At 39.4% G+C, this 24,427-nt stretch carries 24 protein-coding genes; 16 read left to right on the top strand and 8 right to left on the bottom strand.

The window, feature by feature from the left end:
* The first annotated feature begins 50 nt into the window (after positions 1–50).
* Positions 51–2,024, top strand: a complete 1,974-nt coding sequence (locus MB14_RS18150) for an alpha-ketoacid dehydrogenase subunit alpha/beta (RefSeq protein ID WP_062594135.1) — start codon at positions 51–53, stop codon at positions 2,022–2,024.
* A gap of 5 nt (positions 2,025–2,029) precedes the next feature.
* Positions 2,030–2,398 (top strand): bacillithiol system redox-active protein YtxJ, encoded by a 369-nt coding sequence (ytxJ, locus tag MB14_RS18145; RefSeq protein WP_089082187.1) that lies wholly within the window; start codon positions 2,030–2,032, stop codon positions 2,396–2,398.
* Between the two features lie 263 nt (positions 2,399–2,661).
* On the opposite strand, the gene MB14_RS18140 is transcribed toward ytxJ, so the two are convergent.
* Positions 2,662–5,040, bottom strand: a complete 2,379-nt coding sequence (locus tag MB14_RS18140) for an endonuclease MutS2 (RefSeq protein ID WP_062594133.1) — start codon at positions 5,038–5,040, stop codon at positions 2,662–2,664.
* Positions 5,041–5,060: 20 nt separating this feature from the next.
* On the bottom strand, positions 5,061–5,405 hold the full coding sequence (locus MB14_RS18135) for a DUF4296 domain-containing protein (RefSeq protein WP_053224750.1): 345 nt from the start codon (positions 5,403–5,405) through the stop codon (positions 5,061–5,063).
* A 151-nt stretch (positions 5,406–5,556) separates the two neighbouring features.
* On the opposite strand from MB14_RS18135, the gene MB14_RS18130 reads away from it, so the two are divergent.
* From MB14_RS18130 to MB14_RS18115, 4 genes are all read left to right on the top strand, one after another.
* Positions 5,557–6,435, top strand: a complete 879-nt coding sequence (locus tag MB14_RS18130; protein ID WP_053224749.1) for a DUF58 domain-containing protein — start codon at positions 5,557–5,559, stop codon at positions 6,433–6,435.
* On the top strand, positions 6,428–7,327 hold the full coding sequence (locus MB14_RS18125; protein ID WP_062594131.1) for a hypothetical protein: 900 nt from the start codon (positions 6,428–6,430) through the stop codon (positions 7,325–7,327). Before MB14_RS18130 ends, MB14_RS18125 begins: the two co-directional genes overlap by 8 nt.
* A complete protein-coding gene (locus MB14_RS18120) occupies positions 7,320–8,369 on the top strand; it encodes a vWA domain-containing protein (protein WP_053224747.1) in 1,050 nt (349 codons plus the stop codon). Before MB14_RS18125 ends, MB14_RS18120 begins: the two co-directional genes overlap by 8 nt.
* A 146-nt stretch (positions 8,370–8,515) precedes the next feature.
* The gene (locus MB14_RS18115; RefSeq protein WP_062594130.1) at positions 8,516–9,010 is read left to right on the top strand and encodes a hypothetical protein; all 495 of its coding nucleotides are present in this window, start codon (positions 8,516–8,518) and stop codon (positions 9,008–9,010) included.
* Here the strand turns inward: MB14_RS18115 and MB14_RS18110 are convergent.
* The 3 genes from MB14_RS18110 to MB14_RS18100 are packed head-to-tail and all read right to left on the bottom strand — an operon-like array spanning position 9,007 to position 11,797.
* Complete coding sequence (locus MB14_RS18110) at positions 9,007–9,603, bottom strand: DUF6992 family protein (RefSeq protein ID WP_062594128.1); 597 nt, start codon at positions 9,601–9,603, stop codon at positions 9,007–9,009. The two genes, MB14_RS18115 and MB14_RS18110, sit on opposite strands and share 4 nt — an antisense overlap.
* Before the next feature lie 2 nt (positions 9,604–9,605).
* Positions 9,606–10,244 carry a LysE family translocator gene (locus tag MB14_RS18105; protein WP_062594126.1) on the bottom strand — a complete coding sequence of 213 codons (639 nt, stop codon included), beginning with the start codon at positions 10,242–10,244 and terminating at the stop codon, positions 9,606–9,608.
* Entirely contained in the window at positions 10,244–11,797 is a 1,554-nt protein-coding gene (locus MB14_RS18100) for a GH3 family acyl-acid amido synthetase (protein WP_062594124.1), read from the bottom strand. Before MB14_RS18100 ends, MB14_RS18105 begins: the two co-directional genes overlap by 1 nt.
* A gap of 116 nt (positions 11,798–11,913) precedes the next feature.
* On the opposite strand from MB14_RS18100, the gene MB14_RS18095 reads away from it, so the two are divergent.
* Both MB14_RS18095 and MB14_RS18090 read left to right on the top strand, forming a co-directional pair.
* The gene (locus MB14_RS18095; protein ID WP_062594122.1) at positions 11,914–12,591 is read left to right on the top strand and encodes a YggS family pyridoxal phosphate-dependent enzyme; all 678 of its coding nucleotides are present in this window, start codon (positions 11,914–11,916) and stop codon (positions 12,589–12,591) included.
* A complete protein-coding gene (locus MB14_RS18090) occupies positions 12,591–12,968 on the top strand; it encodes a DUF423 domain-containing protein (RefSeq protein WP_062594121.1) in 378 nt (125 codons plus the stop codon). The genes MB14_RS18095 and MB14_RS18090 overlap by 1 nt, the downstream gene beginning before the upstream one ends.
* Before the next feature lie 106 nt (positions 12,969–13,074).
* Here the strand turns inward: MB14_RS18090 and MB14_RS18085 are convergent, their stop codons facing one another.
* Positions 13,075–14,475, bottom strand: coding sequence for an ATP-dependent DNA helicase (locus MB14_RS18085; RefSeq protein ID WP_062594119.1), 1,401 nt, complete (start codon positions 14,473–14,475; stop codon positions 13,075–13,077).
* A gap of 3 nt (positions 14,476–14,478) precedes the next feature.
* The gene (locus tag MB14_RS18080; protein ID WP_062594117.1) at positions 14,479–14,934 is read right to left on the bottom strand and encodes a PaaI family thioesterase; all 456 of its coding nucleotides are present in this window, start codon (positions 14,932–14,934) and stop codon (positions 14,479–14,481) included.
* A gap of 38 nt (positions 14,935–14,972) precedes the next feature.
* On the opposite strand from MB14_RS18080, the gene MB14_RS18075 reads away from it, so the two are divergent.
* The 5 genes from MB14_RS18075 (at position 14,973) to coaD (ending at position 19,419) form a co-directional block, all read left to right on the top strand.
* On the top strand, positions 14,973–15,464 hold the full coding sequence (locus MB14_RS18075; protein ID WP_062594115.1) for an NUDIX domain-containing protein: 492 nt from the start codon (positions 14,973–14,975) through the stop codon (positions 15,462–15,464).
* 59 nt (positions 15,465–15,523) lie between these two features.
* Complete coding sequence (locus MB14_RS18070; RefSeq protein ID WP_062594113.1) at positions 15,524–17,104, top strand: TlpA family protein disulfide reductase; 1,581 nt, start codon at positions 15,524–15,526, stop codon at positions 17,102–17,104.
* Positions 17,105–17,484: 380 nt separating this feature from the next.
* Entirely contained in the window at positions 17,485–18,063 is a 579-nt protein-coding gene (locus MB14_RS18065) for a hypothetical protein (RefSeq protein ID WP_062594110.1), read from the top strand.
* A gap of 12 nt (positions 18,064–18,075) precedes the next feature.
* Positions 18,076–18,948, top strand: coding sequence for a DUF3822 family protein (locus MB14_RS18060; RefSeq protein ID WP_062594108.1), 873 nt, complete (start codon positions 18,076–18,078; stop codon positions 18,946–18,948).
* A 15-nt stretch (positions 18,949–18,963) separates the two neighbouring features.
* Positions 18,964–19,419, top strand: coding sequence for a pantetheine-phosphate adenylyltransferase (gene coaD / locus MB14_RS18055; protein WP_053224734.1), 456 nt, complete (start codon positions 18,964–18,966; stop codon positions 19,417–19,419).
* Here coaD and MB14_RS18050 read toward each other — a convergent pair.
* Positions 19,416–20,099: an NUDIX hydrolase gene (locus MB14_RS18050; RefSeq protein WP_062594106.1), complete on the bottom strand. Its 684-nt coding sequence runs from the start codon at positions 20,097–20,099 to the stop codon at positions 19,416–19,418. The two genes, coaD and MB14_RS18050, sit on opposite strands and share 4 nt — an antisense overlap.
* A gap of 101 nt (positions 20,100–20,200) precedes the next feature.
* On the opposite strand from MB14_RS18050, the gene pyrE reads away from it, so the two are divergent.
* Genes pyrE through MB14_RS18035 form a run of 3 tightly spaced genes read left to right on the top strand, consistent with a single transcriptional unit; the run spans position 20,201 to position 24,292 of the window.
* Positions 20,201–20,851, top strand: a complete 651-nt coding sequence (gene pyrE, locus MB14_RS18045; RefSeq protein WP_062594104.1) for an orotate phosphoribosyltransferase — start codon at positions 20,201–20,203, stop codon at positions 20,849–20,851.
* Between the two features lie 23 nt (positions 20,852–20,874).
* The gene (locus MB14_RS18040) at positions 20,875–21,978 is read left to right on the top strand and encodes a glycosyltransferase family 4 protein (RefSeq protein WP_062594103.1); all 1,104 of its coding nucleotides are present in this window, start codon (positions 20,875–20,877) and stop codon (positions 21,976–21,978) included.
* A gap of 37 nt (positions 21,979–22,015) precedes the next feature.
* Entirely contained in the window at positions 22,016–24,292 is a 2,277-nt protein-coding gene (locus MB14_RS18035; protein ID WP_062594101.1) for an ATP-dependent helicase, read from the top strand.
* The last annotated feature ends 135 nt before the right edge of the window (positions 24,293–24,427 follow it).

Genomic DNA, 24,427 nt, shown 5'->3' with positions numbered 1-24,427 from the left:
GCAATTGAGGGTTTACTTTAATTTTGCTTCGCACTGCACTCAAAACAACTATGATTTTTAAACGAGAAGGTTACTCCAAGCAAGAACTTTTACACCTCTACGAGCAAATTCTTAGACCACGCATGATCGAAGAAAAAATGCTCATTCTGCTCCGTCAGGGAAGAATTTCTAAATGGTTTTCTGGAATTGGACAAGAAGCAGTTTCTGTTGGAGCAGTGAATGCCATCGACCAAGAAGAGTATATTTTGCCTATGCACCGAAATCTTGGCGTTTTTACAGGTAGAAACATTCCGTACAGTCGCCTTTTCGCACAGTTTCAAGGCAAATTAAGTGGCTTCACAAAAGGAAGAGATCGCTCCTTCCACTTTGGAACGAAGGAATTTAACATTGTGGGAATGATCTCGCATTTAGGTCCACAAATGGCCTTGGCTGATGGAATTGCCTTAGCCGACAAACTTAAAGAAAGCAAAAAAGCTACTTTAGTCTTTACAGGAGACGGTGCAAGTTCGGAAGGTGATTTCCACGAAGCACTTAACGTAGCAGCAGTTTGGGACTTGCCAGTAATTTTTGTGATTGAGAACAACGGCTATGGCCTTTCAACTCCTAGCGAACAGCAGTTTAGGTTCAAAAATTTTATAGACAAAGGCCCAGGCTACGGCATTAAAGCAGTAAAAGTAGATGGCAATAATTTGCTTGAAGTACATTCTACCATAAAGCAATTAGCAGAGGAGGTTAGAAAAGAACCTAAGCCAGTGATTGTGGAATGCATGACTTTCAGAATGCGTGGTCATGAAGAAGCCAGCGGTACTAAATACGTTCCAAAAGCTTTGATGGAAGAATGGGCGAAGAAAGACCCTGTTGAAAATTATGAGTCCTTTTTAAAGAAGGAAAAAATACTGACCGCAAAAGCAGAAAAAGAAATTAGAGCCAAAATCAAAGCCGACATTGAAGAAGGTTTAGAGTTGGCTTATGCAGAAGAATTACCTCCGGCTACGCAGATGGAAATTGACGACATGCATGCACCATTTGTTCAGGAAGTGATTGAACTAAAAAGCGATGCAACCTCAGAAAAACGTTTTGTAGATGCGATTTCGGATGGATTAAAGCAAAGCATGGAACGTTTCGACAACCTCGTGTTGATGGGGCAAGACATTGCTGAGTATGGTGGTGTTTTCAAAATTACTGACGGTTTTTTAGAGAAATTCGGAAGTGGAAGAGTGCGTAATACACCTTTGTGCGAATCGGCCATTATTGGTACAGGGCTCGGGCTTTGTATTAATGGTTATAAGGCTATGGTCGAAATGCAGTTTGCCGATTTTGTTACTTGCGGTTTCAACCAAATTGTAAATAACTTAGCGAAAAGTCACTACCGTTGGGGGCAAAATGCAGATGTTGTAGTGCGTATGCCTACGGGTGCTGGCGTTGGCGCTGGGCCATTCCACTCACAATCCAACGAAGCTTGGTTTTTCCACACGCCTGGTTTAAAAATCGTTTACCCTTCTAACCCAAAAGATGCGAAAGGACTTTTGGCAGCAGCCATCGAAGACCCAAATCCCTATTTATTCTTCGAGCACAAGGCCATGTACCGTTCTGTAATCGAAAATATCCCTGACGATTATTACACGGTTGAGGTGGGGAAAGCTGCCATTGCCCAAGAAGGTGATGATATTTCCATCATTACTTATGGTATGGGTGTGCACTGGGCGAAAGAATTGGCTGCCGCTACGGAGGCTTCAATTGAAATTCTAGACTTAAGAACTTTATTGCCTTGGGATAAGGAAGCTGTTGAAGCTACGGTGAAAAAAACCAATAAAGTAATTGTATTGCACGAAGACACGCTTACAGGCGGCATTGGTGCCGAAATAGCCGCCTGGATTGGCGAGAACTGCTTCCAACATTTAGATGCTCCTGTAGCTAGAGTGGGCAGCCTTGATACTCCTGTTCCTTTCGGAAAACACTTAGAAGAGAACTTTTTACCAAAACAAAGACTTGTAGAGAAGTTGAATGACTTGATAAATTACTAAGTTTTATGTTTTGGAATAAGAAGAAAGAAGACACTGTTGAAGTGCCATGGAATAGATTGGAGCGTTTAGATCAACTTTCTGAAATCATTGAAGAGAGCAAAAATCAAACGGTTGTGATTTACAAGCACAGCACCCGTTGCAGCATTAGCAGCATGGCGCTGAACCGTTTGGAACGCAACTGGACGGCAGAGGGAAACCAGCTGAAAGTTTATTACTTAGACTTGATTCAATTTAGAGAAGTTTCTAATGCTGTGGCCGAACAATTTGGTGTACAACATGAATCTCCACAAGCCATTGTAATTAAAAACGGTAAGGCTGTTCACCATAGTTCGCACATGTCAATTGATTATGATGCGATGTTGAAGTTGATTTAGGGTTGATTTAGCTCAACGGCAGTTTATCCAACAGATTCTTTCATTTTATCCTGACTCACATCAGTCTAAAATTTCAGAATGACGCCAAAAACAACCGTCACTGCGAACGCTTACGCCTTAGCTTCAGCGTTGGCGCAGAAGCAGGCCATGCGGTAGCAATGGGCTGTAACGAAGCAGTCTCTAGGTGGCAGTTTCTGTAATTTGAAAAAGTGAGATTGCTGCTCACTCCCACTAACTAATAACCAATACACTCATAACTACCCCTACCTCATCGTAATCACAGTTATCCCTGCGCCTCCACGGTCTACATGTTCGTCTTTCATTTGAGCAATTTCTTTGTAAGACGAAAGGTGAGTTCGTACGATTTGCCTTAAAACGCCATTACCTTTTCCATGTAAAATATGGAGTTCGTTAAAGCCCAGCAGAATGGCTTCGTCCATATATTGTTCAAGCTTGGGAATTACTTCTTCAGCACGATATCCACGGATATCTAACTTCTGAGAGAAATTGGCCATTTTATCGTTGAGAGAAACACCGCCCTTCACTGAAATTGAATTGGCTTTTTCACGGGTTTCTTTGCGGGTAATTTTCTCTAAACGATTCAGTTTAACCATAGAGGTTAATGCTCCAATACTCAATTCTACATCCTTGCCTTTGATCGAAATTACTTTCCCTGTAGTTTCCTGCCCTTTAATACGGACATAACTCCCTACTTCAATGGCGCCAGATTCTGTTTGAACTACTTCTTTTTCTTGCGAAGTGATTTTAGTTTTCTTCTTGGCTGCCTCTAAACTTTCACGAGCTTGCTTTACCCTTTCTTTATCTGCTTGGGCTTCTTTGATTTCGCGAATCACACGCTCTACTTCCTTATTAGCGCTATCCAGCAACACTTTAGCTTCACGCTTGGCGTTGTTTAGAATTTTCTTCTCTTGGTTTTCCAAGTGAGATTTTAACTCGGCATATTGAGTCGTTAGCTCATCCAATTCCTTCTCCTTGGCCTTTACTCTTTTTTCAGCCTTTTCAACTTCGTATTGTTGACTTTCTAGCTGGCCTAAAAGCTGATCTACGGAAACCTGCTTTACCCCTACTTTTGATTTTGCGTATTCTATGGTCTGATTTGAAAGACCAATTTTTCGGGCAATTTCTAAAGCGAAGGAACTCCCGGGTTTTCCAATTTCTAATTGATAAATAGGCTGAAGGTTCTTTAGGTCATACTTCATAGCCCCGTTTACCAGGCCTTGTTGCTTGTCGGCATATTCTTTTAGGTTGCCATAGTGCGTAGTAATTACGCCCATACCCTTCGAACTACGAAGTTCATCCAAAATGGCTTCGGCAATAGCACCACCAAACTGCGGTTCGGTACCAGTTCCAAATTCATCAATCAAAAACAAGCTGCCTTTGTTTACATGACCCAAAAGGTTTTTCATGTTCACCAAATGCGAACTGTATGTACTTAAATCATTTTCGATGGACTGTTCATCGCCAATATCAATAAAGAGATCTTTGTAAATGGTAAAGCGTGAAGTTTCATTCACCGAAACCAGTAAGCCACATTGGAACATGTACTGCAATAAACCCACGGTTTTCAGGCAAACACTCTTTCCTCCTGCATTTGGTCCAGAAATGACCAAAATTCTTTTTTCAGCATCGAGCGAAATATTGAGTGGTACTACTTTCTTCCCCAACTTTTTAAAGGAAAGATAAAGTGACGGATGTCTCGCCTCTTGCCAAGAAAAGCCCTTCGTTTCGTTCCAAAGTGGTTTTATGGCATCAATATCTATTGCAAAACGGGCTTTGGCTCGAATAAAATCGATGATGCCCAAGAACTTCATAATTCCTGAAAGGTTTTCCAATTCTGGACGAACCTCATCGGTGAGAGCCGTTAAAATTCGAATGACTTCCCGCTTTTCTGCGTACTGCAATTCACGTACTTCATTGTTGATTTCGAGCACTTCGCTAGGCTCTAGATAAACCGTTTGTCCCGTGGCAGATTCGCCATGCACAAAACCTCGCACTCTTCTTTTGTATTCCGCCAACACCGGAATTACCATTCTACCTTCCCGAATCGTAATGGAAACATCATCAGGCGTAAAGCCATCTTTTTGCGCTCTTCTTAAAATACCATCAAGTACTTTTCTAAGCCTTTGCTGTTCGGCATTAATCCCCTTTCGAATGTCGGCCAATAAAGCCGAAGCATTGTCTTTTAATTTGCCTCGCTCGTCAAACTTTCGGTCGATTGACCAGAGCAATTCATCATTCCAAAGCAAAGGATGAGTAAGCTGAACCAATTCAGGGTAATCTTCTCGTTTTTGGCTAAAAAAGCTCAAACATTGGTCGGCCGTTTTAAAAACCAGCAACAAATCAAAAAACTCTTCCTCTAAAAGAAATGAGTTTTCCATCTGCACCTTTTTAAGGTGTGAAGAAACATCTATATAATTGGCGTTTGGAAAAAGCTCTCCACTTTGAATAATTCTCGTAAACTCGTGGGTTTGTTCTAACCACTTATCTATGGAATTGCGATCTGTGGCGTATTTTATTTTCGAAACAAACTGGGCGCCTAAATTGCTCTCGCACTTTTCGAGCAAAACGGCCCTGATTTTATCAAAACCTAACTTTTCTTCTAAATTTGGGGGGTAAAGCATTCGGTAAATGGGGCTTATTCTTATCTCAGGTTTGTATCTCTTTCTTTCATAACACTGAGGCTATCTAGTGTGGTAGAGAAGATGACAGAGGCTTTTTCTGGATGAAGCAAATAGTACTGATAGCTTTTTTTGTAGGCTACTGTATCTACATTGTGTTCTTCGAAAATCCTCTTTTCCAATATCTTAAATACCTTTTTTGCGGAGTCTGCCGGAAGCAATAAGTGGGTCACCTTACCTTCAGCTACTCTAATATCTACCATGATGTCGATCATCTCAGATTCAGACAATAATCCTTCTGGCAACTCCTCTTTACTACCGCAGGTAAAAAACAAGCAACAAACCGCCAACAAAAAAAGCTTTTTCACACTCAATTCTCAATTTTATTTTCAACTTCGATTTTCAAACGAATTTGTCAAAGGTAACGTATTCTGCACGGTAGCGGAATGCTTCTTAACCAAATTTAAGATAGTTGACGCTGAATAAAACCGATTTAATTCTATTTTTGGCCTTTTAGATATGGAGCACATAATTTCCAAGCTTAGGAAGTACGAAATACAAATCAGAAAAGCCATCAATTCTCGGATGCAAGGAGACTTCCATTCCATTTTTAAAGGATCGGGATTGGAGTTTGATGGAGTGCGCGAATACCACTATGGTGACGATGTAAGAAACATCGACTGGAACAGTTCGGCTAAGGGACACGGAACCTTTGTAAAAACATTTAAAGAAGAGAAAGAACAAACAGTTTTCTTTTTGCTGGATGTAAGTGGTTCGCAAGAAATAGGAAACCCAGGTGCACAAAAAGTTGATGTAGGAAAAGAAATTGCTTCGGTTTTAACCCTTTCGGCTATTAAAGAGCAAAATCGAGTGGGGCTTATTTGTTTTTCAGATCAAAAAGAAAAATTTGTAAAGTCAGGAAAAGGCAGCAAACACGGTTATGCTATTATTCATGAACTGTATAACCTAAAACCAAAATCTGGAAAAACGAATATCAGTAAAGCGATTGGTTTAGCGCTTGAAGCCATCAACAAAAAAAGTGTGGTGATTTTGATTTCGGATTTTATTGATACCGATTACGAGAAGAACCTGAGGACTTTGGCCAACAAACATGACCTTGTGGTGATTCACTTAAAAGACGACCGAGAAACTAATTTACCTAACTTGGGGATAATTCCTGTTTACGACAAAGAAAGCCGAAAAACTGTGTGGGTAAATACTTCGTCAAAAGACTTTAGAAATAAACTAGAAAAACGATACTCTACCAATAAAGATGACTTACAGTTATTTTGCAGAAAGCACCAGATCAATTATGTAGAAATCAATACCAAGGATTATTATATCCCACAACTCATCAAACTTTTCAAACTGCGAAATAAATCAATGAAACGTGATTAAGATCGTTAAACTTACCATTCTAGTCGCCTTATTTTTTTCTGGAAGTCAGGCAATTCACGCTCAGGAAACAAAACCAATTGGTTTTTTCTTGAAAGACAGTGTGAAAATCGGTGAGCCGGTTCCTTTTATTTTCAGTTATAAAGACAAGAAAAACAGGTCTGTTATATTTCCTGATTCGCTTTACAACTTTGCTCCGTTTGAGCTGGTAAGTAAAGAGTATTTCAACACCCAATCTGACGACATTAATAGTATTGATAGTGCGGTTTATTACCTCACTACTTTTGAAATCGATACGGTTCAAAGGCTTTCTCTTCCTGTTTTCTTAATTACAGAAAGCGATAGTATTCCGAATTTTAGTTTAATGGATTCCATCATTCTCGATCAGGTAGTTACGCAAATGCCCGACAGTGTGAATATGGAAGAAAACTCTTATTACAGACCCGTTTCTCTGCAATTCAACTACCCTTATTTCATTATCGCTTTAGTTGTTCTAGGTGTTTTGGCCATCATTGTGTTAGTAGTTTGGGGTAAAGACATTAGGAAAAAGATTAAGCTGTATAGGTTGAAGAAAGGCCTTGAAAAATTCAATGCTGGTTTTGACCAACAGATTGATGCGTTGAGCAATGACACAACCAAAGCCAACATAGAGAAAACACTAAAATACTGGAAGAGCTACATGGAAGGTTTAGAAAACCTGCCTTTCACCAAGCTGACTACCAAAGAAATTGTATTGTTAATGCAAAGTTCTAGCTTAGATGAAACGCTCAAATCTATTGATAAAAACATATACAGTAAGGCTACCGTTTCTGCTTTACAAAATGATTTTGAGTTTTTGAAAGACTATACTCAAGACCGATACAATCACATTTCAGAAGTAATTAAAAATGCTTGACGAATCGAAATATAGCTGGCTTTCTCTGGAGTGGTTTACTCCTGAGGGTTTCAAATCCTTTGATTGGGCATTTCCGATTTTTCTTTATGCCCTTCCATTAGTGCTCATTCTTTTTCTTCTTAAATGGTTAATCGGAACTAAAATAAAGCAGAAACTTCCTGTTGCCCTTCCTAAACAAGACATTGAACGCAGCTGGACAAGCTATTTAAGGGTAATTCCTAACCTATTTACCGCACTGGCTTTGGCCATGTTAATCGTAGCCCTTGCCCGCCCACAACGAACAAACGAGCAAGTTGAGCAATGGACAGAAGGAATTGATATTGTACTCATTATTGATACGTCTGAATCAATGCAGATTGAAGATTTTAAGCCCAACCGACTTGAAGCTGCTAAACAAACCGCACGCGATTTTATCAATGGCAGGTTTCAAGACAGAATTGGATTGGTGATTTTCTCGGGTGATGCCTATTCACTTTCTCCATTGACTACTGATTATGAATTACTAGGTAGTTTTATCGATACTGAAGTAGACTTTGGTAAGATTGAGAACCGAGGAACAGCCATTGGTAGCGCCATTGCCACTGGAACCAACCGAATGACGGAATCATCTGCGGCTTCTAAAGTGATGATTTTATTGAGTGATGGAGATAACACTGCCGGAAATATTGATCCAATTACTGCCGCTGAATTGGCCGCTGCTTATGGTATTAAAATCTACACCATTGGCATTGGTAAGGACGGAAAAGTGCCTTACGGAAAAGACTTCTTTGGCAGACCCAACTATATCGAAAATACGCTGGATGAAACCACGCTTAGAAAGATTGCCGAGATTGGTGATGGTCAGTTCTATCGCGCTTCTGATAATGAAGCACTTTCAAACGTTTTCAGCTTAATTGACCAATACGAGAAAGCTGAAATCAAAGAAACCCGTTATAAGAACACTACAGACTTCTACCCTATTTATGCCAAATGGGGATTGGTTTTCTTTATTCTATTTATGCTCTCTAAAAGTACTTTTGTGAGTAACGTGTTGGAGGATTAAGAATCTAAACCGCTTTAGAAATGCACTCTGATCATTTCTCTATTTAAACTTACAATCCACTAAGACAATACCTAACTAGTATTGTATAGTTTATGTGAATGCCTTAGATTATGATGAATATGAAGTGCATTTCACATAAGTATATAATGTTCGTATTGATAGCCATTTTCTTTGTTGCAGAAAAAGCTCTTGATGCTCAATCTAGTATTTCAGGAACTTACAGAAGTTATTTCGGAGAAAAATTAGAATTAAGATCTGACTCCACTTTTATATATAATTGGAAGTTCGACTTAGCTTCACGATGGTCAATAGGCGAGTGGTATAAAAGCGATAGCTTCATATTCCTAAAAGTCACTCCAGTTTATGACACATTAAGGGTGTCAGATGGAAGATTAAACAAGGAGTTGGATAGTTTGGTATTGTCAGCCGACCAAAGTTCTGGTGTAATAACAATTGAAGATTTTGTTTCAAGTCAATTATCTTCTGGAGGTCAATTGACCGATATCAGGTTTGATAAATTATTCAGGAGAAACAATAAGCTTTTTAAAGTACAAGAAAATGGGCGCTTATCAAGAAAGAGAGTAAGACCTATTTTCGGTCGAAAAAAACGCCCTACATATTTCTTTAGAATTAAAGACTAAAACCTTAAAGCCAGACTAAATCCGTCAGCATTTACGGTTACTGTTTCTATTATTTTATTTAGGCTTTCACTCTTAGATTGTAATAAGCCATACATTACTACATCAAAAGCAAAGAGAAATCCACCTTGCAGGATTAAAGACTTACCGTAGCCATTCAACAGGTCTTGTTTGTTCGGTCGTGTTTTGGCCATTTCTTTCATTAAGAAACCACCCGTAATATAGGCTACATCTAGCCCAGCATTGATCAAAAGCACTTTACCCATTTGGTGATAATCGCCAATGGATTCTGTTAAACTGATTGAGCCAGGGTTGGCAATTAGGGAGTTGCGTAAGCCAGGAACCGCCAGTGCTAAATTGACTACATTCCAATAGATGTTCATCCTATAAAAATGGCCTTGCTCTTTAGTACTTGGGTTTCTTAGTAAAGCCGCATTCGTGGCAAAATTCCCAACAGCCCAACTTCCCAAAACAATCATCCCCACTTTATTCAATTCCAGCCGGTCGGCATTGAATACTGTAAGGTCAGATGACTGGCCAAGCGCCTGAAAGGTGATGAAAACTAAGAACAAGGTAAGAATGAGTGATTTTTTCATGGCTACGCAAAGAGTTCTATTCCAAAACCTTCGAGCAAGAAATTAAGCAAACGAAGGGCAAAAAGGATCAAAGCTACACCTACAGTACGGTTCATGATTCTCATAAAACGAGCCGTTACAATTTCTCTAAGCTTAGTAGCGAAATGCGATTTTAGTACATCTACAATAAATACCGTACCCACTAAAGCAGCAAAAAAACCAAAGGCTTGATTTGAAGTGTATTCAAAATCGATAGATACCTTACTCATAATTCCGATCCAAAAGAAGAGCACGAAAGGATTCACACCATTCAGAAAGAAGCCCTTTAATATTTGTTTGAAACCATCTTTACTACCATTGGCATTTTTCATAGCAGTAATCTTAGGTACAGATTTAAACAAATAGAAAAGTCCAAACACCAGCATAATCACTCCTCCTACCCCTCCCAGCCACATTTTAAAGTTTTCACTTTCTACAAGTTGAGAAACCCCGAAGTAGGTGATGACAATATAAAAGATATCGCTAAGGGCCACACCTATGGCCATGAAGAATCCAGACCAAAACCCCTTTTCTATACTATTTTGGATAAGGGCAAAGAACACCGGACCAATAAGTACACAGAGTAATAAACCAAACAGTAAGCCATTGAGAACAGGATGCATCAGAACTTCTTAGGTTGTTTACTAAGAAAATCAACCCAACTGCTAAGGTGATTTCCTTTAAGTACTCTCGGGAATTTAGATTGCCCACCTTCTTTACCTTCTGAGCGCATCCAATCATAAAAAACAGATGTTGGAAGAATTTCCAAGGTTACATTCTTTAGTGCATGCTTTCGTTCTACGGCATAGTCATCATTAACCACTTTTAGCTGCGCATCGATTCGTTCACAGAGCGCAGTGCTATCTACTTCATCATCGGTACCTACATACCATTTATGCGAGAATAATGTACCATCAGGAACACCCGTAACGGTAAATTCCTTAACGCTAATATTCATTTCTTCGGCAGCCACTTCAATGGCATGATTCATATTATCTACGGAAAGATGTTCACCACAAAGACTTAAGAAGTGCTTTGTTCGCCCTGTAATGATAATTTCAGAGTTTCTTTTGTCTACGATTTTAACGGTATCACCAATTTGGTATCGCCAAGCACCTGCACAAGTAGAAATCAATAAGGCATAGTCTTTACCTTCTTCTACTCCATCAATCATTACGGTTTCTGGGTTATCTACAATCACTCCATCAGGGCTGAAGTTCTTATCATTGAAAGGCACAAACTCATAGAAAATACCATTATTGAGCACCAGTCTCATTGATTTTTTATTGGGCTCAGATTGAAAGGCTAAGAATCCCTCAGAAGCCAAATAAGTTTCTATGTAATGAACCGGCTTACCCAATAGTTTTTCAAAGCCCTTTTTGTAAGGTTCGAACGACACCCCGCCATGCACGAAAGCTTGGAGATTCGGCCAAATTTCATGGATATTCTTCACATGGTACCTTTCAATAATTCTCTCTAAAAGAATTTGCATCCATGCGGGCACACCCACGATCATCCCGATATTCCACTTGGGAGCCGACTCTACGATTTCATCTAGTTTGGCAGCCCAATCTTTGTTCTTTTTAATCTTAGGTGTTGGACGAGAAAAACCTTGAACCCAAAGTGGCAATTGGCCTGTAGTGATACCGCTTAAGTCACCATAATAGAAGTTTCCAGAGAAATTGAGCGAGGTACTTCCACCCAACATAAGCATTCCTGACTGGAAAAATTTATCGGGTAAATCGTATTTAGACAGCGTATAAATATGTCGAGTTCCCGTTCTTCTGATCTGGCGAATCATATCCTTTGTAACAGGAATATATTTTGAAGCGGCACCTGAAGTGCCAGAACTTAAAGCGAAAAACTTGGTTTTTCCTGGCCAACAAACATCTTCCTCGCCTTCCCTTATTTTATGCCACCAGTCGGCATTCATTTTTTCATAATCGCAAACGGGAACATTGGCCTTAAACTTATCAAGAAAATCGTGCCCTCCATGGTTTCTAAATGATTCGAGCACACTTACGAAATCATATTCTCTACCAAATTGCGTGTTTCTTGCGCTGATAAGCAGTTTCGACAATTCCTTTTTTTGAAGCTCATAGGGCGATGTATAGTCTTGTTCGAGCGTTTCCCTAAGCTTTATCCCTTTTTTAAGTATAGTCCCTAATATGGCCATTCAATCAATTTTCATGTGGTCGGTAAGCCCCTTTCAAAGCGAATTTATTCTAACTTTGGAACCTACTGAGCGTTTCAAATATAAACAAAAGTACTACTGAAATTAAGGCAACTCAAATGAGTGTAGAAAACAACATAAAAAAATACCGCGAAATTCTAAAACCATTCGGTGCTCAATTGATTGCAGTGAGTAAGACTAAGCCCAAGGAAGATTTGTTACAGGCTTACGCAACTGGGCAACGTGCATTTGGCGAGAATAAGGTTCAGGAACTTACAGAAAAAGCAGAAGCGCTGCCGAAAGACATTCAGTGGCACATGATTGGCCACTTACAGCGAAATAAAGTAAAGTACATTGCACCTTTTGTACACCTCATTCATGCCGTAGACAGCGAGAGACTTTTAAAGGAAATAAATAAGCAAGCAGAGAAAAACGAGCGCATTATTCCTTGTTTACTGCAAGTATTTATTGCTAAGGAAGAAAGTAAGTTTGGTTTTTCAGAAGAAGAATTGCTTGACTTCTTAAAATCTGAAGCTTTTCAAGATTTAAAGCACATCAAAGTTGTTGGACTCATGGGCATGGCCACCAATACTGATGACATGCAAAGAGTAAAGAATGAGTTTACTGGATTGAAAACACTTTTCGATCAAATCAAAAATGAAATTCATTCCGAAAATTTAGAAATGAAGGAATTATCAATGGGCATGACTAATGATTACCAAGTGGCTTGCCAAGCAGGCAGCACTATGGTAAGGATTGGGTCTGCTATTTTTGGAGGACGAAACTACAATCAATAATGAGCGCAAAAACTGTTTTAATTTTAGCTGGAATATTTGGAATGTTATCCGTAGCCATTGGCGCTTTTGGTGCGCATGGTTTGGAAAGTACATTAACTGCCAACAATCGAATGGATACTTTTGAAACTGGCGTGAAATATCAGTTTTATCACACTTTGGCACTTTTCCTTTTAGGCATGTTAATGATCAATTACCAAAGCAATTACTTTGGCTATGCTGCCATCTGCTTTGTAGCGGGCATATTCATTTTTAGTGGTTCGCTCTATACCTTATCATTGACCAATGTTACGTGGTTGGGCGCTATCACTCCAATTGGAGGCTTGGGCTTTATTATGGGTTGGTTGTTTTTGGTTTTAGGGGTGAAGAATAGTCTTTAAGAGCAGCATAAACTTAACTTTTGGTGAATCAATTCACCAAAAGTCATAACTATCGGTGAATTGATTCACCAAAAAGACTATACAAGTATTGCGGTTAAAGAAGTAATCAGAAGAATTTCTGATGAAAATTAACAAGAAAAAGCTCTTTTGAGGCACGGGTAACGGCTGTATACAGCCAGCGTAAATAATCTTGATCGATCATTTCTTCATTGAGGTAACCTTGATCTACAAAAACTGCCTCCCATTGCCCGCCTTGGGATTTATGGCAGGTAAGCGCATAAGCGAATTTCACTTGTAAAGCATTCAGATAAGGATCCTTCTTGATCAATTTTATCCGCTCCCCTTTCGATTCTACATCCGCATAATCTTCAACCACTTGCTCGTAAAGTTTCTTTTGATCTGCACTTGGCAATGAGGCTTCTGGCGTATAAAGGGTGTCTAAAATTACTTTGGCCTCGAAAGGCTCATGATCTGGGTAATCGAGTAATCGGAGGTTCAGCGTAGCAAAACGCAATCCGTAAACATCTTCAAACCGAACTATTTTCATCACCTCCACAAAATCTCCATTCGCTAAAAAACCACCAGGCGTATTCTCTGGTAAATAGTGATAGTTGTTCCGGACAATCATCAATATATCTCCAGCCTCCAATTCGTCTTCTCTATATTGAATCGCCCTGCGGATGTATTGATTGTACTGCACCGCATTTTTATTCGACCGACAAACAATCACCGTATTCTCGGTTCCATATTTATCGTAGGCATAGCGAAGACCATCTTCCAACCTTTCACCCGTCATTTTAAAAATATCTTTAAACTGACCTGTGGTAAACTTAATATCAAACTTCTCTTTGCTAAGTTCTTTCCTGAGTTGCGTAGCATTATATAGTATCCCAGAAGATTCCTCCTGCCGCATTACTTCGGTAAGCTCTATGGAAAAGTTATCGGTTTTGAAATTGTGTTTCAGGTATGAGGCTTCCAAAGCTGGGCTTTCAGCACTGCCTACTGGCGGAAGCTGCGCCACATCACCAATCAGCAAAAGTCTGTTCCCCTCCTTTTCAAACACGTAGTCCATCAACTCGGTCAACAGCCCTTTTGTGCCATAGTCCGATTGGTCGGAAAGCATTGAAGCTTCATCCACAATAAAGAGTGTATTCGTGTGGTAATTCTTCTGACGCGAAAAACGAAGACTTCCCCCCGGCTCTTCTGTTTGTTGGAAGATCTTTTTGTGGATCGTAAAAGCCGTGCGTTTGGAATAAGAAGACATCACTTTGGCGGCACGCCCAGTTGGCGCCATCAACACATACTTCATATTGAAGAAGGGAAGCATATTGACCACCGCTCCAATCACAGTGGTTTTCCCCGTTCCAGCATAACCCCGAATGGTCAGGGTAGGCTTTACTAAATCTTTGTCCAAAAGAAATTTATCGAACATACGGAAAAGCTCCTTTTGGCCAGAAGTGGGTTCAAAAGGGAATTTGCTCAATAATATTTCTGAAGGTTTTGCCAATGCTTATTTTTTAGCGGGTGAGATGTCTTCAGGGAAAATAGTAGCCATGGTAGTGGTGGCTTTTGCAATCAATGTTCTTTTCTCTCCACCCAAGCACCACACTTCGGCTTCACAGAAGTTCAGCTTTCTACCTTGTTTAATCACTTTGCCAATGGCATGAAGTCGGTCTCCTTTACCTTTAGAAAAATAGGAGATTTTAATCTCTCCCGTCACTACGTGGTGATCTTCCGGCACCACCGTATAAGCGGCAAAACCCGCAACAATATCGGCCACAGTAGCCGTAACGCCTCCATGCACCAAACCCGTTTGCTGCTGATGCTCTTGTTTTAAAGTCAACCAACCTTCCGTAGTTCCCGCTTCAATCACATTCAAATCAAAGCCTACCAGCTTCATAAAATATTGTCTTTCGAGGAATTTCTCGATTCTTGATTTAAAGTTGGGATTCAATACCTTTATCATCTTTTCAATTTTGGACAAATATATCGTATCTCCTACTTATGGACTCACTGGAATCCAAAATCAAATCTAATTATGGCGAAAAACTTCGGGTTCGGGTTTGCGGCATCTGCATTACCGAAGAAGGTCTGTTGATGGTTCATCATACTGCTTTGGGAAAAGGTGGCTCTTTATGGGCGCCACCGGGCGGAGGTATGGAATATGGAGAAAGTGCTCATGAAGCATTAAAACGTGAGTTTATAGAAGAAACCCATTTGGAGATTGAAGTGGAGAGATTCCTTTTTGTGCATGAATACCTCGATCCGCCACTACACGGCATTGAATTATTTTTTGAAGTAAGAATAACGGGTGGAAAACTCAAAAAAGGCACTGACCCAGAAATGGAGGCCAATGCACAAATCATCACACAAGTCGAGTTTAGATCCTTTGAAGAAATACAACAACTCCCAAAAGCACATTTGCATTATGTGATTCAAAACATGAGCAGCTTTGAGAGTCTTTTAAGTAGGACTGGTTATATGAAAAATAAATAACTAAAATGTTAGTTTATAAATGTGATATTTCTATATATTTATAGAATAAACCACATGTTATGAATAAGCACCTCGTTTTACTGATCTTAATATCCACTTTGGCCTGTAGTGACAATAAAGAAAAACTCGTAGACCTGCCTCAATTGCCAGATCAGGTGGTTTTGATTTTCAAAAACCCTCAATCGCATGCGAGATACACTTTTCCTACTTTCGATAGTGTCACTGCCATAAGTCACCCGCATCAGATTGCAACTATAAATGATCAATTTATTCCAACGCGCTACAAATTTGAAGTTAATGCTACATCCGATACCGTAATCATAAACACTAAGCGTGATTTATTCGAAGTTAAACTTACCTACAAGTCCCAAGATGAACTCACCTATTATTTTCAGAAGGGGGACACCGTAGTTTTTGACTATGAGGGGAAGAAGCCAATAGCCAAAATCATTAATCGAAGGGAAAACCCGGAGATCACAAACTTCAGTCTACATCAGCGAGATTCTGTTTATCATGATGACATGCCAGCTTTACTTGTCTTTAGCCACCCTATATTGATTGATAAAAAGTACTATGAACTTAACGACAGAACTATTGATTACACAAAGTTTGTTAAAAATTACAAAAACAAGATTGGCGAAATTTTGATAAACGAGCTAATCGAAGACGTTAAACTAATTACCTCTTTCAGAAAAAGTAACCTAATAACAGAACAACATCAGAATGCCATACTTAGTGATCTATACTGGAAACTTACCAATGGATTGACCAGTATAACCAAGAAACCCGAGGGTGAAGCTTTTGGAGAGCTCTATCAAATTTTAAAAGATTTAGAAAAAGATCACCCAGTGCTTGCGATTAGAAACGATTCTCTTCTCGTTTCAGGGGGTTACCAAAAATTCATTGAAGAAAAAGCCAAGCGACTCTACCCTCTTCCGAAGCTTGAAATGAGAGGTAGAGGTAGTGCTAGCAGTATAAGAGACTACGCTACCTCATACGATTCTATTCAAGCATCTAAAGCGTTCAGTCCCACAGAAAGAAAACTTCTTCAGTATAAAAACTTAGACAAAATACTTTCTGAGACTGGGGATTTCAACATTGAAACAAGGCTTAAATACCTCACCAAATTCAAAAATGATTATCAAGACACTGTGCTATTTAATGACTTTGTAAAGAAGTATAATGTCAAGTTTGAAATTGATGACGATGTTCAATTAGTAGATAACAGCGGAAAGACTGGAACACTGAATGAATTCATTTCGACCAATAAAGGAAAAGTGATCTATGTAGATTATTGGGCCAGCTGGTGCGCCCCTTGTATTGCTGAAATGCCTAGTTCTAAGAAATTCCAGAAAGAAATGAACAACGAGAATATCGTCTACCTCTACCTTTCTACAGACCGCACAGAAGAACCATGGCAAAAGGCATTAAAAAAACTAGAGTTAGAAGGAAGCACCAATTACCGCATTATGAACGCAGATAATTCATTGCAAATGGACGATTTAGAAATTCAATTTATTCCGCGCTACATGATTTACGATACCCAAGGACGTTTGGTAAATAAGGATGCTCCAAGACCAAGTGAATCAGAACTTCTAAAAGCACAGTTGATGAATGCTCTCAACACTTCAAGCAATTAGTACTAGAAATTCTTGGACATAAGCCTCGTTTTAAAATTCAACAAGGCTCAATTCAAAACCCAAATAGCCGATTGAATATTCAAATCGAAAAAAAAATATTCTCAACCGTGAACTAATATAAAAAGTTAAAAAAAGCCCTAAAACTCAAATAGAAGCCTATTCTCAGGTTATCGCTCAAACCGATTTTAAACCCTTTGAAAAAATAAAACAAATCCCTAACGCTCCCTTGCACCATCTTATTCAAAATATTACTAGTTTCGAAAGCCTTTTAAATCAGACTGGCTATTTCAAATTTCGTTAGAATTGCATAAAATAGCAGTTCGATTTATTTCAGTTACCTAATAAAATAGTTATTTTCGCAAAAAGATCAACCTTAAAAAATGAGCCTAACTAAAATCCTTACTGTAGTCATATTCATTGGAGCCATCGCATTTGGCTACTTCCTTTATGACAGTATTAACTCAACCATTCAGAAAGCAAAAGAGATTGAAAGAGTAGAAAATTCGGTGAAAGCCAAACTTGAACTCATTCGTGATGCACAAATTGCTTATCAAGTGACTTACGGTGACTATGCCGATACTTGGGAGAAATTAATTTCTTATGTAGATAGTGGAAAAATCTGGTTGATTCAAAGAACTGAAACCATTACCCCTCAAGCCTATGGAGAAGAAATTTCTACCTTTACTTATGACACATTAGGTTTTAGAACAGTGAAAGATTCATTGTTTAAAATGCCAAACTTCAACCCAATGAACCTACCAAGGTTACCACATGCACCAGACAAGTTCTTTTCGCTTTACGCCAAAGATTCCGTTCGTTCAGGTGTTAATGTAGATTACATTGAGGTAGTTGACACTTATCCTTTCGACAGAACAAGAACAGAGGATCACGAAATTAAAAACAGAAGACCTTTACGTTTCGGTTCTAGAACTGAAATCACCACTTCAGGTAACTGGTAGTAAATCATTATAGTGAGTACTTTTAAAAACCAAGAACTCATAAAAATTAAAGACGAAAGAATGGACATTGATCATATTGATCAATGTCGTCTTTCGTTTTTTATTGGTGAGCACGACTGTCAAATCATAGTATTTGATGAACAAAAGCAGAAGCTTCTGCTTTTCGAAAATCACCTTATTTCATCTTCCCCGATTGAATTTCTCGATAAGCTACACGATCAGCATGAGTTAGTACCTGCTGGTTTTTGGCCTACTATACATATTCATATCAGGAATAATCAGTTCTGTTTGGTACCTAGCTTCCTATTCGATGAAGATTCAGCATACAATTACATACGCCTGAATACCGATAGCAATCCTGATTTAGACAATTACGCTATACAGCAACACAAGTCATTGGCCGCTACATATGTTTTTGGTTACCCTGCTGCCATTCAAGACTGGTTCTTCTCTAAATATAAAAAGGCCAGTATCCATGTTTTTCATGAAGGTTCTACCTTTTTAAAGAGTATAGAAAAGCAATTGCTTAAAGTTGCTAAACCAGCCTTATACCTCAATTGTAATTCGGACAACTTAATGCTTGCTGGTTTTAATGGGCAAAAGTTGATGATTTATAACCAATTCAAAATTGGCGACCTAAAGCAGATGCCTAAATTAATTTTGATGTCAATTCAGCAATTTAGTCAAGAAGGCCAGGACACCCCAATAACGCTATGGGGTGTTAAAGACAGAATAAAAAGCTTAGAACCGCTGCTGAAAAAATACTTTAAAAACCTTAGCTTGGGTAAAAGATCTACTCAATTTAAAATGAGTCATCAGTTTGATGAAATTGAGCTTTACGAACACATAGAAATTTTCGGAAGCTTCTCAGACACCAATTCATAACCAATACCCGCTGCTATGAAGCGCATCGCTATTTTCCCAGGTTCATTCGATCCTTTCACAAAAGGACATCATGATATTGTAATGAGGTCTTTAGGGCTGTTTGACGAAGTGGTTATTGCGATTGGCTACAATACCGCCAAGCAAAATCGATATTTCGATATTGATTTTATGGTGAAAAAAATTGAAACCACGTTTGTCAATGTTCCAAGGGTAAAAGTAGTTGTTTATAATGAGCTTACAGCCACCCTCGCAAATAAAATGGGCGCTAAATACCTAATAAGAGGGTTACGAAATACAACAGATTTTGAGTACGAAAACAGTATTTCTCAGGTAAATAGGCATCTAAACGATGAACTCGAAACGGTATTTTTAATTACTTCACCCGAGCTATCATCGGTCAGTTCTACCATTATCAGAGAAGTGCATCGTTATGGAGGCGATGTTCAAGAGTTCCTGCCTTACGAGCTTTAAACGACTTTCTTCTTTCTCTTTTTCTTATACTTTTTATAAACGTGTTGAATTGAACGATAAGTGTGGTAAAGTGCCACGTTTACCTCGTTAGAGTTCATCCATTTCACTTCATCAATATCTTCATCCACTTGAGGTTTCATTTTAGAGTCGTCAAGGTTATCCATCAAAAACCAACTGGTTTTCTTTAGAATATCCTTTCCACCACGCACATACGTATGCCAAGTAACACATATCTGTTCCTTCACCTGCACCTTAACGTTACACTCTTCCTCTACTTCTCTCTTCGCACCCTCTTGAACGCTTTCCTTCCCTTCGATTTTACCTTTTGGGAAATCCCACATGCCGAGCCGGTGAATCATTAGCACTTTATTGTCCTTCTCTACTACCCCACCAGCCGCTTTAATGATCTTAAACTTCGCTTTGATTAAATTGACGGTTTCTTCGTATTCTGGAGTAATAAGGGTTACAGACTTAAAGCCCTTTAATTTGCTATGGTGCAAAATAAAAAGTAACGATTTTATCATTCCCTGAGAAGCGTTGGTGATCAACATATTACCCCTAAATGCTTTCTCATTCAGAATAATATCATCCACATTGATTACAAGGTCGAATTTCGAATGATCCTTAACTTCCTCCGGGCGTTTGATTCGAAGGGGCTTATCTTTGATGTATATTCTCATCTATTGTGAGCACTAATTTTTGCTAATATGAAATATTTTTTAAGAACAATACCTCTGTTGGGTTTATAAATTTCAGAAAAAAAATCCCTTAAATTCGTGCCATGGAAAAATCAGGCACCCCTAAAGATACAGCACTAAGAGTTGCTTCCGACTTATTAGAAATAAAAGCAATTCAACTTAATAAGTCTCAACCGTTTACCTGGAGCTCAGGATGGAAATCTCCAATTTACTGCGATAACCGCATGTCGCTTTCTTTTCCTGCCACAAGAACTTACATTAAAAAGGCACTAGCCGAAGCATGTAAATCACTCTACCCAGAAGCGCAATCTATTGCAGGTGTAGCTACTGCTGGTATTCCTCAAGGCGCTTTACTTGCAGACGAACTGGACCTTCCCTTCATTTATGTTCGTTCTTCCCCAAAAGGACATGGCATGGAAAATCTTATTGAAGGTAAAGTCGCACCGGGCCAAAAAGTAGTGATTGTAGAAGATCTTGTTTCTACCGGAGGAAGTTCCTTAAAAGCGGCAGAAGCACTAAAAGCTGCTGGCTATGAAGTACTTGGAATGGTGGCCATTTTCACTTATGGTTTCCCTTTAGCTGACGAAAATTTTTCAAAAGCGGGCATCAAGCTTCACTGCTTGAGTAACTATTCAGTAATGCTTGAAAAGGCGAAAGAACTTGGTTATGTAAACCAAGACGACTTGGCTTCTTTAGAAAAGTGGAGACAAGATCCGGCCAACTGGAAAGGTTAATCCGCAAAGCACTTATTTAAAACATGCCGAAAGACAAACTCAGGCTTCTTTTTATTACCTACCAAGGTGGTTTGGCAGGTTCTACCAATTCCATTGCCTATTTAGCAAAAGGGCTGGCCGAAAAGGGGCACGAGGTTTTTGTGGGCTGCAGGCAAGACATGCTCATTTGGGATTTGCTGGAAGGCAGTAAAGTGCAGCGAATCCCAATGACATTCAAAGGAAAGTTCGACATTGAAAACTGGCGGCAGATTCGGGATACAGTAAAAAAACATCGCATTCAAGTGATTAACGCCCAATCGAGCTACGACCGCTACACGGCCATTTTTGCCAAACTCTGGTATAAGCTTAAGGTAGAAATTGTTCATACCCGAAGACAAAATCCATTGAGCGCTGGCGGTTGGTTACAGAAATGGTTTTACGTAAAAAACACTGCTGGAATTGTGGTAATTAGCGAAGGCTTGAAAACCATTTTCGCAGAAAAGGGCTATCCCAAAAATCATTTAAAAGTAATTCATAACGGCATTCCCGCAGAGCGACTAACGCAATGGAATGAGGAAACCGTAGAGAAATTCAGACAACAGCTTAAGATCAAAGCAACAGAAAAAGTAATCGGTTGTGTTTCTCGCTTTAAAGAGCAGCCTCAAATTATTGAAGCCGTTGCCCAACTCAACGACCCAAGTATTAAACTCGTTTTTGCAGGAATTGAACAAAGTCAACTACAGCCTTATATCGAGCAGTTTGGCCTAAAGAATGAAGTGATTTGCTTGGGCGATGTTTCTGGAAAAGAAGTACTCAACCTTTACCGTTTGTTCGACATCAATATTCTTGCTTCCACCATGGACGGCTTCGGTTTGGTGTTGATTGAAGCCATGGCCATGAAATGCCCCGTAATCGCCACCAACTTTGGAGGTATAGCCGATGTAGTTCAAAACGATTACAACGGTTTTCTCTTCGAAAACGGAAACATTACTGAACTATCCTCTAAAATAAAGCAGCTTCTCTCCGATCAACCCACCAGAGATAAGTTTATCGAAAATGGGTTAACCACCGCCTTCGAGACTTTCAGTATGGAGAGTACAATTCTGAATTACGAGGAATACTTCTACGGTTTAGTGTCGAAAAACTAGAATCAAAGCTTAAATTGCAGGTTGAAAACTGTGCAGAATGGATTACCTCTCTTCCCTTAATGAACCCCAATACGAAGGAGTAGTGAATACGGAAGGCCCTACCATGATTATTGCTGGTGCGGGTTCCGGAAAAACTAGGGTGCTTACTTACCGTATCGCTTACCTGATGCAGGATAAAGGAGTTGATCCTTTCAATATCCTTTCCCTCACTTTTACCAATAAGGCCGCAAAAGAAATGCGTGAAAGGATTGAGAGCGTTGTGGGTTCTAATGCCAGAAATCTATGGATGGGCACTTTTCACTCGGTATTTGCCAGAATTCTTAGGGCAGAAGCTGGTAAGTTAGGCTACCCAAGTAATTTCACCATTTACGATACAGACGATTCTAAATCGCTCATTAAAAATATTGTTAAAGAATACGGGTTAGACGATAAAGTTTATAAGCCCAACACGGTACTCAGTAGAATTTCTAGTGCCAAAAACAGGTTAATCTCTTGGCAGGAATACACCACAAACCCCATTTACAAAGCCGATGATGATTCGGCCATGAAACCAGAAATGGGTCGACTGTACAAAGCCTATAGTTTGCGCTGTAAAAAAGCAGATGCTATGGACTTTGACGACCTGCTTTTTAACACTAACGTATTATTTCGAGATCATCTAGACGTATTGAACAAATACCAACATAGATTTCAGTATGTACTGGTAGATGAGTTTCAAGACACGAACGTTTCTCAATATTTGATTACAAAAAAGCTTTCTGCGGTAAATAGAAATATTGCTGTGGTGGGAGACGATGCACAAAGCATCTATGCTTTTCGCGGAGCAGACATCGAAAATATTCTGAATTTCGAGAAAGATTTTCCAGACCTGAAGGTGATTAAACTAGAACAAAATTACCGTTCTACTCAGAACATTGTAAACGCGGCAAATTCAGTAATTGGAAGAAATAAAAGCCAACTGAAAAAGACCGTCTGGACGGCTAATAACGATGGCAACCAAATTGAATTAATCAAATCAGTTTCAGACAATGAGGAAGGACGATTTGTAGCCTCAGAGATTTTCGAACAAAAAGCTAACCGAAACTACAAAAACGAGGATTTCGCTATTCTGTACCGAACTAATAGCCAGTCGCGTTCCATTGAAGAAGCACTAAGAAAATCAGGCATTGCCTATCGCATTTATGGTGGGCTCTCGTTCTATCAAAGAAAGGAAATTAAGGATTTGATGGGCTATTTAAGGTTTGCCATCAACCCAAACGATGAACAATCTTTCCGAAGAATCATCAACTTGCCGAAACGAGGTATTGGCCCAACTTCTGTAGAAAAGATTGTTGTAGCGGCTTTCGAGCATGATATTCCACTTTGGGAAGTACTCACCAATATAAATTCCTTTCTACCCGGTCGAGCCGCCAATGCCATCAACGACTTTGTAACGCTCATTAAGAGTTTTATGATTTATGTTGAAACAAAGGATGCCTTTGAAACAGCCAGTCATATTGCCAAAAATTCTGGCCTGTTAAAAGAACTTTATGAAGACAAAACCATAGAGGGCTTGAACCGTTATGAAAACGTTCAGGAATTACTGAATGCCATCAAAGAGTTTGTAGATACGCCAGAAGTTGAGGATAAATCGCTGAATAACTTCATGCAAGACATCGCCTTGTTAACCGACAATGACAAGGAAAATCAAGAGACCGATGTAGTAACTCTAATGACCATACACTCCGCCAAGGGGCTCGAGTTTAAGAATGTGTTCATTGTGGGCATGGAGGAAGACCTTTTTCCTTCCCAAATGATGATGAGTAGCAGAGCCGATTTAGAAGAAGAAAGGCGTCTATTCTATGTGGCCATTACTCGAGCAAAGGAAAACCTCTATTTCTCCTATGCGCTATCGCGCTATCGTTATGGTCGTTTGCTGAACTGTGAGCCCAGCCGATTTATTGAGGAAGTAGACCCGAGTTACATCAAGGTTAATACCAAATACGGAAGTCGCGAACAAAAGCCTTCAAGTTTTAGCCCTAACCCTAACAGAAATGTGCCACAGGTGGGTTCAAACTACGCCCGAAACCTAATTGCAAATAGAAATACCGCCCCTAAAAAGCCTTTGGCCTACCATAAACCTTCAGATAATTTCACCCCAAGTGATATTTCAAACCTGAAAGAAGGAATGAAAGTGGAGCATCCTAAATTCGGTTTCGGAAAAGTACATAAAATGGATATCGAAGGTTCGAACAAAAAAGCTAGGGTAATATTTGAGAACTTCGGTGAAAAAACCCTGTTATTGAGCTTCGCGAAGCTTAGGATTGTAGAATAAAAAAGAATTAACTTACAGCCATAACAAGCCAACGCCATATACGTTGAGAATATATTAGTCCGAAAGAAGGATCAAGTTTATAAAACGGCACTCAAACCGATTCACATCTAGCATTAAATAGACCTTCTTCTTCCA

This window comes from Roseivirga ehrenbergii, from assembly GCF_001593005.1.
Lineage (GTDB): Bacteria > Bacteroidota > Bacteroidia > Cytophagales > Cyclobacteriaceae > Roseivirga > Roseivirga ehrenbergii.
The sequence above is the reverse complement of the archived record's forward strand: the minus strand, read 5'-3'. Positions and strand labels throughout refer to the sequence as shown.